11 protein-coding genes are annotated in these 14,171 nt (G+C 53.9%); 4 read left to right on the forward strand and 7 right to left on the reverse strand.

Annotation, left to right across the window (positions count from 1 at the left end):
- Positions 1 to 7: 7 nt before the first annotated feature.
- Positions 8 to 715: a histidine phosphatase family protein gene (locus tag JMJ16_RS23725; RefSeq protein ID WP_201385515.1), complete on the forward strand. Its 708-nt coding sequence runs from the start codon at positions 8 to 10 to the stop codon at positions 713 to 715.
- Between the two features lie 1,406 nt (positions 716 to 2,121).
- On the opposite strand, the gene JMJ16_RS56090 is transcribed toward JMJ16_RS23725, so the two are convergent.
- Positions 2,122 to 2,253: a hypothetical protein gene (locus tag JMJ16_RS56090; protein WP_255552902.1), complete on the reverse strand. Its 132-nt coding sequence runs from the start codon at positions 2,251 to 2,253 to the stop codon at positions 2,122 to 2,124.
- A 171-nt stretch (positions 2,254 to 2,424) separates the two neighbouring features.
- Here JMJ16_RS56090 and prfA point away from each other — a divergent pair, with 171 nt between their 5' ends.
- Positions 2,425 to 3,501, forward strand: coding sequence for a peptide chain release factor 1 (prfA, locus tag JMJ16_RS23730; RefSeq protein ID WP_201369417.1), 1,077 nt, complete (start codon positions 2,425 to 2,427; stop codon positions 3,499 to 3,501).
- 101 nt (positions 3,502 to 3,602) lie between these two features.
- Here the strand turns inward: prfA and JMJ16_RS23735 are convergent, their stop codons facing one another.
- From JMJ16_RS23735 to JMJ16_RS23755, 5 genes are all read right to left on the reverse strand, one after another.
- Positions 3,603 to 4,688, reverse strand: a complete 1,086-nt coding sequence (locus JMJ16_RS23735; protein WP_201385518.1) for an ABC transporter ATP-binding protein — start codon at positions 4,686 to 4,688, stop codon at positions 3,603 to 3,605.
- Positions 4,688 to 5,854: an ABC transporter ATP-binding protein gene (locus tag JMJ16_RS56095; RefSeq protein ID WP_201385520.1), complete on the reverse strand. Its 1,167-nt coding sequence runs from the start codon at positions 5,852 to 5,854 to the stop codon at positions 4,688 to 4,690. Before JMJ16_RS56095 ends, JMJ16_RS23735 begins: the two co-directional genes overlap by 1 nt.
- A complete protein-coding gene (locus tag JMJ16_RS23745; protein ID WP_201385522.1) occupies positions 5,854 to 6,900 on the reverse strand; it encodes an ABC transporter permease in 1,047 nt (348 codons plus the stop codon). The genes JMJ16_RS56095 and JMJ16_RS23745 overlap by 1 nt, the downstream gene beginning before the upstream one ends.
- A 3-nt stretch (positions 6,901 to 6,903) precedes the next feature.
- Entirely contained in the window at positions 6,904 to 7,899 is a 996-nt protein-coding gene (locus tag JMJ16_RS23750) for an ABC transporter permease (RefSeq protein ID WP_201385524.1), read from the reverse strand.
- A gap of 295 nt (positions 7,900 to 8,194) precedes the next feature.
- On the reverse strand, positions 8,195 to 9,895 hold the full coding sequence (locus JMJ16_RS23755) for an ABC transporter substrate-binding protein (protein WP_236601665.1): 1,701 nt from the start codon (positions 9,893 to 9,895) through the stop codon (positions 8,195 to 8,197).
- A gap of 769 nt (positions 9,896 to 10,664) precedes the next feature.
- Between JMJ16_RS23755 and JMJ16_RS23760 the strand changes: the two genes are divergently transcribed.
- Positions 10,665 to 11,699 carry an SIS domain-containing protein gene (locus JMJ16_RS23760; RefSeq protein ID WP_201385526.1) on the forward strand — a complete coding sequence of 345 codons (1,035 nt, stop codon included), beginning with the start codon at positions 10,665 to 10,667 and terminating at the stop codon, positions 11,697 to 11,699.
- Positions 11,700 to 11,758: 59 nt separating this feature from the next.
- On the opposite strand, the gene nagA is transcribed toward JMJ16_RS23760, so the two are convergent.
- On the reverse strand, positions 11,759 to 12,967 hold the full coding sequence (nagA, locus tag JMJ16_RS23765; RefSeq protein WP_201385528.1) for an N-acetylglucosamine-6-phosphate deacetylase: 1,209 nt from the start codon (positions 12,965 to 12,967) through the stop codon (positions 11,759 to 11,761).
- A gap of 457 nt (positions 12,968 to 13,424) precedes the next feature.
- Here nagA and JMJ16_RS23770 point away from each other — a divergent pair, with 457 nt between their 5' ends.
- A complete protein-coding gene (locus JMJ16_RS23770) occupies positions 13,425 to 14,165 on the forward strand; it encodes a GntR family transcriptional regulator (RefSeq protein WP_201385529.1) in 741 nt (246 codons plus the stop codon).
- Positions 14,166 to 14,171 lie beyond the last annotated feature (6 nt).

Consider the following 14,171-nt stretch of genomic DNA (forward strand, 5'->3'; position numbering starts at 1 on the left):
GACCGTTATGGAGAGCAAAGTACAGCAAGACCCGTTTCTTGTCCATCGCCAGCACGCAGCAGAGCTCTTTCTGATCCGCCATGGGGATGCGATCCCCGAGGCGGACGAAATTATTCCCAGTGGCGTGTATGATAATCTGCCCTTGAGCAAGATCGGGCGTCAGCAGGCCCAGGCACTGGCCACCCGCCTGAAGAACAGCCATTTTGACGCGGCCTATAGCAGTCCTTTGCGCCGCTGCCAGGAGACTGGCGCGCCGCTTCTGGCTGAGCTAGGGCTACAGGCTACCATCGTAGAACAGCTCAAAGAGATTCGCCTCGACGACCTGGTTCCCATTCCAGAGATCCCCGAAGGGGCTGATCTCGCCATGCTGACCCAGGCACTACATGAGCGCCAGGACAAGATCGTGCGTATTGCAGGTTCCTCGGGCAACTGGGATGCCTTCGCGCACAGCGAGTCCTCAAAGGCCTTTCGCCAGCGCGTCGCCCAGGCACTTGACGAGATCGCGAGTCGCCATCTTGGGCAGCGCGTGCTCATCTTCGCCCATGGGGGCGTCATCAACGCCTACGTCGCCGAGGTCCTGGGACTGGAGAAAGAGTTCTTTTTCCCCTGCGCTAATACCTCGCTCACCCTCGTACGCGCCTCAGGAGACACACGTGTTCTCTACATAATGAACGACATTGCCCACCTGAGTCTCCCCTCCGCCCAAAACTCCTAGTAAAAATAACAACGCAAGAGCAACATAAAGAGGCTGCTGAGGAAATAGAACGTCACTTTGGGGAGGAAGAATAGCAGAGTTATATCGACACCTTAACCGATATCTGGCTACGTCCGATATCGGTTATTTTTGGATTCGCCAACAGTAATTCATGCGCCAGAAGCGCACCACTGCGCATGAAAAAGTGTTACACTGTACCCGAGAGAGGGCCATGTCAGAGATCGGATTGATACTCGCGCTACGAGCCGGACCAACAGTATGATTGAGGATGCCGCACAAGCACCACTGTCTGTCGCTCGCCGACCTCGGCGAAGCACGTATGGAAGAATTTGATCACGCTTGGCATCCCATCGCCCTCTCTCTAGATCTCATCCGATGGCGCCGACGCATCACCGGCCTCTTTCTTTTACCCTTTTTTCCCTCGTTTCGTTTCTTTCAGCACGTCACATCAGCGCACACTTTTTCATGGAAGCATCAGGATACATGTAAAATTCTATCACTAGGATCTCGCTTCTGATAGAATTTTACATGTATCCTGGCCTTACCTTAGAGGGACCTGTTGCAACCCAGATTATCCCGAGAACGAGAAGCGCGAGAAAACAGCCCGTCGAGGTCAGAAACCCTATGAGTGAGGGCCAGAAACCTATACCGAAATCACCTTCCAGGATACAGTTGCGAGGGTCATTTGCTACGCACAAGCTTGCCATTGCAACAGAAGCGAAGCTCAAATACACAAATACCAAGCATCCGAGTCCAGCAAAGATAAATCCCACGCAAGCCAAGATGACCCCTGAGAGATGCATCCGCAAGAAAGAGCGAGGCTGTTTTCTACGTTCTATGATCAATGCAACGCACGCTAGGATCGCGGAAACAAGAATGGTTGTGAGTATGAAGAGGGACAAATCTATTGCGAAACTAGACGGAGGATTTCCCCTCACGAAGATGAGCTGGGCCAGAGGGGCCCAATGCGAATCCGCTTCGATCGTGGTATGAGTGGTAGTATCGATAATCACGCTATATGGGAAAAAGAACCCAACGAGTTGGAGGACATCGCCTAGCAGCACCAGCAAACAGAGAAGACGCCAGATGAAGATACGAAACATAAGCAACTCCTTTCGCAAAACACCCCTCTCCCAAGGATTGTTTCCTTCATTCTCTTGTGACCTCCTCCAGTGTATTCGACAAGCAAGGATTGCGCTGTGACCCTGCTCACAGCCTGGCGCCCTATTCCTCAAAGGCTGTAACAAAAGAGTCGACGCGCTGGGCATGTGTAGATGAGATCTGTTTGGTATTGAAGAGGGAATAGGCTTGTGAGGCTCGTTTAGTGGGGTGGGTTGAATTGTGCATTTGGTTACTGCTATAATGAAGCTATGAAACCTGCCGTGCTTCACCATATACGCCTGTCGTTACCGACAACTCTTGCGCGTCATATTTGCCTGATTACCATTGAGCGTTACCTGCTTACAGCCGGGTAGCGACGCCTCATTCTGCCTTCCACCATGCCATGAGTAGAGAGCAATCGGGACCCCTGATTGCATGGCACACCCCTCATTGCAGACCTTAATAGAACCTATAATTATTAGCTGTCTTTTTCACGAAAAAACAAAGCATTTTACCTTCCCTGTCTGCGCATGACTTATGCCCCTGGCTGCAACGAGTATGCCAGGCGTACAGAGAAGAGATAGAGAAGCGAGAGGAACCCGGTCACTATGGATCTAATGGACAAATTGGCCACACTGGCTACACGCTACGAAGAACTAAACAATTTGATGGCACAGCCCGATGTGCTTACCGATATATCGCTCTTGCAGCGCTATGGTCGCGAGCAGTCTGAGCTGTCGACTGTGGTTGAAAAATACCACGAGCTGATTGATACGGATAAGCAGATCAAGGAAGCTCAGGAGATGTACGACAGCGAGGAAGGCGAGCTACGCGACATGGCATTTGAAGAGCTAGAGCAGCTCAAGGCCAGGAAAGAGCAACTCCTGGAGGATGTCCAGGTCGCCCTCCTCCCCAAAGATATCATGGACGAGAAGAACGCCGTCGTGACCATCCAGGGTGGAGCGGGTGGCGACGAAGCCGCGCTCTTTGCCGCGGACCTCTTCCGTATGTACAGTCGCTACGCCGATGGCCGTCGTTGGAAGATCGAGATTCTTGACGGGAACGATACTGAACAAGGCGGCTTCAAAGACATTACCTTTGTGATTAGAGGGAAGGGAGCCTATAGCCGGATGAAGTACGAGGGCGGCACCCATCGCGTGCAGCGCGTCCCCTCGACCGAGGCCAACGGCCGCATCCATACCTCAACGGCCAAGGTCATCGTCCTGCCAGAGGCCGACGATGATATCCAGATCGAGGTAAAGGACTCGGATATCCGCGTCGACGTCTATCGCTCCACAGGCCATGGTGGTCAGAGCGTCAACACCACCGACTCGGCGGTACGTATCACGCACCTGCCAACTGGCCTGGTTGTCACCTGTCAGGATGAAAAGTCGCAGTTGAAGAATAAGCAGAAAGCCCTCAACGTGCTGAAGTCACGCCTGTGGGACCTGGAAGAGGCCAAACGCCAGGAAGAGCTAGGAAAAGCACGCCGCTCACAGGTACAGACGGGCGACCGCAGCGAGAAGATTCGCACCTATAACTTCCCCCAGGACCGCGTCACGGACCACCGTATTGGCCTGACGCGCCACAACTTGCCGGGCATTCTCGATGGTAGCCTCGATGAATTCATCGATAATCTGATCACCGTCGACCAGGCCGAGAAGCTCCAGGGCATGTTCGTCTAAGTGGTAGTTCAGTAAAAAAGAGGGGAGGTGCAGGAGGGTTCCCTCCTGCACCTCCCCTCTTTTTTACTAAACACACTACTCTGTTGCGTAACGGGAAAGGCTTATTCCCCTCTGGCTGTGGTTCCCGTTGTGCCAGTATACGGTATCGGCTGAGCACCATCACCATAAAGGAAACAATTGGTCCAGTGACCATTCCCCAGGTCGGTGCGGCCAGGGAAGCGCTCCTTACAGACAGGCATGGCATGGGGACAACGTGGATGGAAGCGGCAGCCAGTCGGCGGGTTGATCAGGCTTGGAATCTCGCCACGTGCGGGGAGCTGACCCTTATCCTTGTTCTTCACGCGGGTAGGATCGGGCGCGGCCGAGAGCAGCAAGCGGGTATAGGGATGCTTGGGCTGCTGCGTGACCTCTTCGCTTGGCCCCCCCTCAACCATCTGGCCTGCGTACATCACCAGCGTCTCTTCGGCGAAGTAGCGGGCACTAGCTATATCATGCGTGATATAGAGGAGAGCCAGTTGCTCCTCATCCTTCAAGCGACGCAGGAGGTTAAGAATATCCAGGCGAATCGAGACATCAAGCATGGAGACAGGCTCGTCTGCCAGCAAGACCTCGGGCTGCACAGCCAGGGCGCGCGCGATGGCGATACGCTGACGCTGACCGCCGCTCAGTTGGTGCGGGAACTTCTCGATGAACTGCTCGGCAGGCGTCAGGTTGACGCGCCGCAGCAGAGACAAAATCTGCTCTGTCTCCTGGATGCGGTTGCGGGCATGACCGTAAATACGTAACGGGCGACTCAGGTGATAGCGCACGCTATGCACGGGGTTGAGCGAGGCAAAGGGATCCTGGAAGACCAGCTGCACATGGCTGCGATAGGCATTTAAATTGGCGCCTCGTCCCAGCTTTACCGCCTCACCACGGAAGCGCAAGGTGCCCGATGTGGGTTCATAGAGGCGCGCCAGCATACGCGCAATGGTCGTCTTCCCGCTACCGCTCTCACCCACCAGGGCCGTGGCCCGGCCAGGATAGAGCGAGAAAGAGGCATCTTCAACCGCGCGAACCGCCTGAGCGGCTCCAAAGACCTTTATCTGGCGCAAAGGGAATTCCTTGCGCAGGTGCTCTGCCTCCATAATCGGCTGAGCGCCAGCATCCCGAACTGGCTTCGATGCAGTGACGTTTGACAAGCTCATTACGCACGGCTCCCTTCTACCAGGCTCTCATAGGCACCCGCTATCTCGGCTGCAGATGGCGCCCCCTGAGGCCGGAACTTTCTATCATAGAGATGGCAAGCCACCAGTTGCTGCTGATTCTCAAGCGATGCGGGCTGAAGCTGAGGTACAACCGCGGAGCAGGCCTCAAAGGCCAGCGGGCAGCGCTCGCGGAAGGGGCAACCCGATGGGACGAAACGCAGATCTGGCGGTGAACCGGGGATACCGACCATCTTGCGAATGGGACCATGCAAGTTGGGGAAAGCATTGAGCAAGCCATGGCTATAGGGATGGCGGGGATGCTCGTAGATCGCCACGCTGCTCGCCTTCTCCACCATTTTACCAGCATACATGATCGCGATCTGGTCAGAGAGCTCCAGCAACAGCGACAGGTCATGCGTAATGAAGAGCAGGGCGGTATTAAACTCGCGGCAGAGATCACTGATCAGCTGCAAAATCTCGCGCTGCACCACAACGTCGAGCGCCGTCGTAGGCTCGTCCATAATGATCAGCTCGGGATTGAGGGCCAGCGCAATGGCGATGACGGCGCGCTGACGCATGCCACCACTTAACTCATGAGGATAACTATTCAGACGATCAGAGGCGATACCAACCAGATTGAGCAACTCAATAGCGCGCTTTTTGCGCTGATTGGGACCCATATCGGGGCGATGAGCCTTCAACACATCCACGATCTGGTCGCCAACCGACATCACGGGGTTAAGGGCGTTCATAGCACTCTGGAAGACAATAGAGACCTCGCTCCAGCGGAAGGCACGCAGTTCGGAGGGAGAGAGTTGCAACACATCGATGGCCTCGTCACCATTACTGCCTATCTGTCTGCCTTTTTTCGGCAATTTGCTCTGTACGGCAGCAGTTGCCCCACCTTCATGTCCTCGAGGGTAGTAGAGGACCTGGCCGCCAGTGATATAGGCGGGTGGGCGCAACAGGCGCGAGATAGCATAGGCCAGCGTCGATTTACCACAGCCACTCTCGCCCGCCAGGCCCAGAATTTCGCCTCGACGCAATACAAAGCTCACGTCTCGGACAGCGTGTACAGCGCCATTGGACGCGAAATAATCCACGCAGAGATTGTTCACCTCTAGCAAAAGGTCTTTTGACTGCTTCTTTACAGCCGTGTCCTGCATTATTTCACCACTTTCTTGTGCTTGATCTCTTTGGGTGCCGGCTCATTACGCAGGCGTGGATTGGCGACCTCATCAATACCGAAGTTGATCAGAGCCAGGCCAGCCCCCAGCGCCGCGATACAGATACCAGGCGGGATAAACCACCACCAGAGACCAAGAATCAGGGCGTTTGTCTTCTGCGCCCAGTAGAACATCCAACCCCAGCTTACGGAGTTGAGATCGCCCAGGCCCAGAAATTCTAGCGATGCTGAGTATAGAATAACATAAATTGTCGTACTTACAAAGTTCGCGGCAACAATAGAGATTTCATTGGGCAAAATCTCAAGGAAGATGATGCGCCAGCTTCTCTCACCACTTGCCTTTGCCGCAGTCACAAACTCACGGCTACGCATAGAAAGAGTTTGCGCACGCAGGACACGCGCGCCCCAGGCCCAGCTGGTGAAGGTCACAATCAGGGCCACCATCTGTGGGCCACGCGGAAAGTACGACGCCAGGACAATCGCCAGGGGTAATGCAGGAAGGACCAGAAAGATATTCGTCACTAACGAAAGAATATCATCAACGATGCCACCGAAGTAACCACCCACCAGGCCAACGACCACAGAGATGAAGGTCACAGCGAATCCCGTGAAAAAGGCCCACATAATCGAGGTACGCGTACCGTAGATGAGCTGGCTAAAGATATCCTGACCCGTCACAGTTGTACCCAGCCAGTGCTGGGCCGAGGGAGGAGACTTCGAGAGATCAGTGAGCAGCGTGGGATCTGTATGCACGAATAATGGGCCAAAGATCGCCACCAGGATAAAGAGGCCCACGATACTACTGCCTACCGTCACCTTCTTATTCACTGTGATGGCGTGCCAGAAGCCGCGCAAGCCATTCAACACCTGCACATGAAAGGGATTGCCCAGGGGCAACGCCACGGAGGTTGCCGTAGTCACATTTGTGCTGGCATGCGCGCCAACATCCACCGCTGCCGTCGCGGCGACAGGCTCATTCAAATTCTTAGGCGCTGGAGGCCATTGAGAAGAGGAGGTATTGGACATTGTTTACGCGCTCCTTTCCTGGCGGACACGTGGATCAAGCAGGGTATAGACCAGGTCGGCGAGGAAATTGGCAGCCAGAATAGCCAGAGCAATAATCAAAAAGATGCCCTGGATAAGTGCATAATCCTGGCCTTGCACCGCCTGCAAGAGGGTATAGCCAATACCCGGATACGAGAAGACAATCTCGGTAAGAAGCTGGCCGCCAACAATCGTACCCAGCGAGAGGGCGAAGCCCGCGACATTGGGCAGAATAGCATTGCGCGCGGCATAAGAGAACATCACACGCCTGGGCGCCAGGCCCTTAGCATTTGCCATCAAGACATAATCTTCAGAGAGCGTCGTAATCATCGAGTTACGCATCACCAGCAGCCAGCCGGAGACGGAGGAGAGCACGATTGTCAGGGCGGGCAGAATACCGTGGTAGAGCGCGCTAAAAATGAAGTCAGGCGACCAGCCTATATCCAGCGCTGTATCAAAGCCATCCGAGAAGGGGAACCAGCCAAGCGTGTACCCAAAGATATACACAATAATCAGGGCCAGCCAGAAATAGGGGATCGAAGACAGAAACGTCGTCGCCGGAGCCAGGAATGTATCCAGGAACGAGCCACGCTTCCAGGCCATAATAATACCGAGCAAACAGCCAAGGATAAAGCTGATGATGACCGCAATGCCGCCCAGGATCAGCGTCCACTGGATGCCTTGTGCGATAACATCTTTCACGGGGGTAGGATAGTTGGTAAGCGAGGTGCCCAGACGTCCCTGGAGCAGATCGCCCAGATACCTAAAGTATTGTACATACAGAGGATCGGTCGTATTGAGACCAAAGGCAGCCTGGAGCGCCTTCTCCGTCTCTGGCGCCAGATGCCCCTGCCGTTCGAAGCGTAGCATCATAGCCTCAGCGGGGTTACCGGGTGCCAGACGAGGGATAAAGAAATTGAGCGTGACCGAAGCCCAGAGAGCGACAAGATAAAACAGAATGCGACGTAACAGGTGACGCATAACGGTACTCCTTATAGCGTGCAAGCCAGTTCTACCAAGCCAGGGTAGAAGCTACAAATCCTGGGCTTATCTTTACCGGATCGTAATAGTAGCATAGCACGATAGAGATACAGAAAGAATGCAAACCAGTATCTGCCTATTCGGAAACCTGAGCGCGAAGCACTAGTCGCAGGAGCGGGCGCTGCGCCCCCAAATGGGGGTTGGTTTCCGCATAAGGTCTATAAGGCACTGGTGGAGGCAGGGAAAATGGAGATGGCCCTTGTGAGGCCATCTCCACCGGATTTCGGATAGAAACTTACGATGCAGGAGTCAGATTCAGTACAATCTGGAGGTTGTCAGGCGACGAGTAGGCGGCACCGACAGCGTAAGCATTGTCTTTGTCAGGCCAACCAGTGAAGTTCTTGCTGCTGTACTCATACCAGGCAGCGGCATTCACCAGAGGCACGACTGGCAGCTGTGTAGCGAAGATCTTCTCCAGAGCCTGGATGTCGCTCTTCTGCTTCGCCTGATCCGTTGTGGATGCATAGTCATTCAGCAAGGAATCACTCTGCTTATCATTCCACTTTTCCCAGTTGAAGCCATTGGGGGAGAGGTTTGCGCTATTCAAATGGGTGTTGTAGAGGTAGAAGGGATTCGGGCCACCGAAGAGGCCACCGATCAGCATCTGGTACTTGCCGTTGTTACGGGCATCGAAGTATGCAGTATCCTGAATGGCATTGATGTTGACATCGATACCGATATCTTTCAGGTTCTGCTTGATGACCTGGCACATCTGCTCCCAGTCTGTCCAACCGGAGACCACCGTCAGGTTGAAGGACATCTTCTTGCCACTCTTGTCTTTGAAGAAGCCATCGGAACCCTTGGTGTAACCGGCATCCTGAAGCAGCTTGGTGGCCTTATCGGCCTGGGCTGTCTTCTGCACGTCGGAGTAGGTGGGATCCAGGTAGTCTTTGTTGTTGGGTAGGATCAAGCCAGTGGTGCTGGCGGGCTCCACATAACCGCTCTCAGCCTGCTTCGACAACTGCTGGCGATCCAGCGCGGCACTGATAGCCTGGCGGACGGCGACATCATTGAAAGGCGCCTGGCCCAGGTTGAGGTAAAGCGCGAAGATGTCGGTTGGCGTCATCCAGTAGTGGTTGTGCGCGGGATCCTTGGCAACAAAGGTGCTGTCCAGGTCGGGAGCGAAGAAGCTACCCCAGTCGATCTGACCCTTGGCCAGCTCGAGCTGCAAGGTGGTGTTGTCCTTCACGGATGGGTAGTGCAGCTCATCAACCTTGACCTTGTCGGCCTGCCAGTAGCTGGAGCTCTTGGCGTAGACCAGCAACTGAGCTGAGAACTTCTTCAGGGTGTAGGGACCGGTACCAACCGGCTTCTCGTTCGCAAAGGTGGTAGGATCGCCCGCACCCTCAAAGATATGCTTGGGAACGATGAAGGTCTGGCCAGCAATATACCAGAACAGGGGAGGATAGGGCTTCGTGAAGTTGATAACAACGGTCTTGCTATCAGGCGCGGTCACGCTCTGTAAATAACCACCTGTCCACAGGCCCTGCGCATCGGCAGCTTTGTACTGCTTGAGCATGTTGAACGTGAAGGCTACGTCATCGGCGCTAAAGTCTTTACCATCGTTCCACTTGACGCCATCGCGAATGGTAAAGGTAAGCTGTTTGCTGTCGCTGCTCCACTTGTAATCTGTGGCCAGCCAGGGCTTGTTGGTGTTATCAATTTTGTTGATGTAGTACAGCGTTTCATAAACCATGCCCTTGACACCCTCGTTAGCATTGGGGTTATAAGGGCTAAGCGCCTTGGTGAAATCGCCACCAACATGCGCACCAATGTTGAGTACCGCCTTTTTGCTGCTATTACCAGAGGATGTAGAGTTGCCGCCACAGGCGACCAGCAGCATAGTGAGGATGACCAGCAAGGAACAGAGCCACATGCCGGCGCCCGTCTTTTTACGGAACATCACTGTCCGCAAGCTAGAAGAGACAGAAGACACGAAAGACCTCCTGACGCTGAAATGGCAAAGCATATGAAAATATCGAAAATATCGAAAATATCTATATACTTGCCTCTTCAATACACATAAAACGTTATTGGTTGAACAGGACCTCTCCAACGAGATACACAGACACCCATTGTCTGTCAGCGCGGGGGGATAGCGTCTAAATAATCAAGTCGTTTGCCTGGCGCGAAAGACAAGAACAGCAAGCATATACTATAGAACCTTCCACAGGGCAAACGGCGCCGAGCCTTCTTTAATGAGAGAAGGTCAACCCGACAAACTCATCTCTATGCAAGCTACCACTTAGCATAAGCGTAAAACGCTGCTTCTTCTCCTTTGCTCCTTTCTCCTCAGAGGACGCTACTAGACTTGAATTCTCCCAGACCCTCAATACAAGCAATCCAACTAATGGGTCTTTTTGGGAGTGAAGACTTGAATATCTTAGTAGTACTTTAACTCTTCTTTCTACAAATGTCAAGTCATCTAGACCACTAGACCAAAAATTCTGTTAATTCCTGTAAAATTCTCCTTTGCACTTCTGGGCCTGACTCTTTGTTAGCTGTTTCTTCGCTGTAATCAATACTACGTTCGATTACCGGACAAAATCTCATCCTTTCCCTTACAAAGAAGCAAAGGAATCGTTCTCCAGCAGAGGCAATGCCTAGTCATCTAGACCTCTAGACCATATTGTATGTTATAGTTAAAAGGACTGGAAAGTCGGTCTGTTTATTCACCGCAAGGCTACTCAACGAAGGAGTTCTCAATGTCCTCGCTACTCGAACAAGAAATATACAGCCAGCCCGAGGTCATCACCCACTTACTCGAGCAAGAGACAGAGCATATTACGAACGTGGTTGCCCAGTTGCCACCATTTGATTATGTTCTGATCGCGGCCCGCGGCTCGTCTGATCATGCTGCAACATACGCCAAGTACGCCTGGCCGATCATGGCTGGCTATCCTATTGCGCTCGCGGCCCCTTCGCTCCATACGCTCTATCATAAAGCCCCTCATATGCGCAACGCCCTGATAGTTGGTATTTCGCAATCGGGACAGTCACCCGACATTGTCGCCGTGCTTGAAGAGGGGAAACGCCAGGGACGTCCCACGCTTGCCATCACAAACGACGGTAGCTCTCCCCTGGCCGCTACTGCCGATCATGTCATCGAATTGCACGCGGGCCGTGAGCGTAGCGTGGCCGCGACAAAAACCTATACCGCGCAGCTCGCGGTGATGATGCTCTTCGCCGCGGCTTGGAGCGGGAACCCTCAGCGCATGACGGAGCTACAACGCCTGCCAGAGATCATGCGCCAAACACTTGAGATGTCTGCCCCCCTGGCCCAGCGTGCTGAGCGCTATCGCTACATGGACCAGTGTGTGGTTATTGGTCGCGGCTATAACTATGCTACTGCGTTTGAGTTCGGCCTCAAGCTGAAGGAGCTGACCTACGTCATGGCCACATCATACTCCTCGGCTGACTTCCGCCATGGCCCAATCGCCACCGTGGATACTGGCCTACCCGTCTTCCTGGTGGCCCCCAGAGACGCCACGTATGATGACATGCTTGATCTCGCCAGAGATTTAAAGCAACGCGGAGCCGAACTCCTGGTGATCTCAGAGGAGCAGGAAATTCTCTCCCAGGCGACAACACCACTGGCGCTTCCACCAGCGGTGCCTGAGTGGCTCAGCCCCATCACCGCCATCCTGCCTGGACAGGTCCTGGCGCTTCATCTTACGCTGGCAAAGGGGCTGGATCCCGATGTTCCGCGCGGCTTACAGAAAGTGACGCGCACGCTGTAAAGTCACATGCGTGAGTGCTGTTTCAGGCTCGCAACGAAACGGAGAGGGAGGCGCTTCGTTTAAAGCGCCTCTTCTTGCTGCTTCAAGAGGGCTAAACGCTCCTCCCAGGCTGGCTGATTATAGATGACGCGCCCCTGGCGCACCGTGGCTTGCAGTTCCAGCGCCTGGTTGAGGATGACAAAGTCGGCATCATAGCCTGGTCGCAGAAGCCCCTTATGATCCGCGACCTTGATCGAGCGTGCGGCGTTATAGGACAGCATGCCAGACGCCTCTTGCAGGTTCACCGGCGTCATCTCCAGAATATTTCTCAACCCCTGGTCAAGTGTCAGGATACTCCCCGCCAGTGTGCCATCCTCAAGGCGTGCCGCGCCACAGATCGCACGCGCGACCTGGCCCGCGAACTCAAAGGTGCTATCCGGAACGCCCGCCCCCGCCTGGGCATCCGTAATCACGATGGTGCGCTGGGGACCCAGCAACTTCACCAGCACATACATCATTGAGGGATGCACATGTACACCATCGGCAATCAACTCGCCCATGACATGCTCAAGAGGGGCGATAGCGGCCAGTGGACCAGGGTTGCGGTGGTGCAGGGGTTGCATGGCATTAAAGCAGTGCGTCACATGCGAGACGCCGTGTTTGACCGCCTCCAGCGTCTGCTCATAGCTGGCCTCGGTATGGCCCATGCTAATAGTCACTCCCTCAGCCAGCAGGCGCGCCATCATCTCATTGGCCCCCACCAGTTCCGGGGCAAGCGTAACCAGCTTTAAATAGCCTTCAGTCAGCTCAAGAACCCGCTCAGTCTCTTCCAGGCTAGGCCTGCGTAACCAGATGGGAGGATGGGCGCCTCGCTTCTTCTCATTGATATACGGTCCCTCAAGAAATATCCCCAGGGGTTGAGCACCCTCGGACCTGTGTTGCCAGTCCTTAATCGCTGACACTGCGGTTTGCAGCTGCGCCTCTGGCATACAGTTTGGCGTGCCGACCACGGTAACCAGGTATGATGTCACCCCGGTGGAGGCGACCCAGCGATTATAGGCCAGGATCTCCTCTAGCTTAGTGGTATGGAGATTATGACCACCACCGCCATGGGTGTGAACATCAATAAAGCCGGGCAAAATAATCGCGTCCGTGGCATCAATCACCACTTCAGGCTGGCTATCAGCCTGATTCACCGTTTGAATTGTCCCCTGGGCAATAGTCATATTGCCCTCAGCTACATCCATTGTAGCATCGACTAAGCGAGCACCACTAAGTGTAAAACGCATTGACCTCTCCTTCAAGGCGAAACCTAAAAAATACGATAACGACGTAACATCTTTTGTACGGCTTCCCCTGCTATTGATACGTAACACACAGCACGGTTAAATTGTACAATTTTCTTTCTGGACATGTACGTACCTTGTATATCCAGATCTGCTTTATTGCTAGCTTCACCGTCCTTCATTTCTCATTGTCTTCCCAGTCTCTCCCTTGACGCCATCCTGCATTTATGAGATTATGACAGTGCAAGCTGGTATATACAACATACCAATTATACCATCTCTCTTTTCACAGCAGAAGAATAGCAAGCAAACTGGCACAAATACGTCATAGAGAAGGTCTCACTTCGGGGCAGAAAAGGCTAGCCACTGCCCTATAGAACGCTGTACCATTTAGCAATGTCGCTAGCATCGTGCTTGTACGCTGGAGAGCATCCACGGAAAGAGGTATGGAACCTATTTTATGCAAAGCCGAAAAAGCCCCCTACCACGTTACTATCAACTCAAGGAGATCATGCGCGAGAAGGTAACTTCTGGCGATTGGAAGCCAGGTGATCTCATTCCTTCTGAGCGCGAGCTTGGCGAACAATATGGCATTAGTCGTATGACCGCGCGCCAGGCGCTCACCGAACTGGTGAACGAGGGTCTCTTTTATCGCGAACAGGGCAAAGGCACCTTTGTCAGTCGCAACAAGATTACACAGCAGTTAATTCGCCTGACTGGCTTTACCGAGGATATCAGTGCGCGGGGTCAGGCCCCGGCAACACGCGTCCTCAGCATGCATATGATTCCCGCCACAGAAGACCTTGCCGAACGCCTGCGCCTGCACGTTGGTCAACCTATCTTCCGCCTGCAACGCCTGCGGCTCGCCGACAACGAGCCGCTCGCAATTGAGCGCTCCCACCTCTCATTTATTGGCTGTGAAAGGCTGCTGGATGAGGACCTGGAGACACAATCGCTCTACCGCATTCTGGAAAGCAGGTATGGCATCCAACTCATCCAGGCAGAACAGGAACTTGAGGCGGGTCTCACCAATGAAGAAGATGCAAAGCTGCTGAATCTTCCCATGGGAAGCCCCGCCCTCTATACGCGTCGCACCACCTATACCAATCGTGATCTACCCATTGAGTATGCACGCTCGGTCTACTGTGGGCATAAATACACATTCTACACCCATATGCTACGGAATCAGTTAGTTCCATAAGTGTGC

The sequence above is a fragment of the Ktedonobacter sp. SOSP1-52 genome, assembly GCF_016587395.1.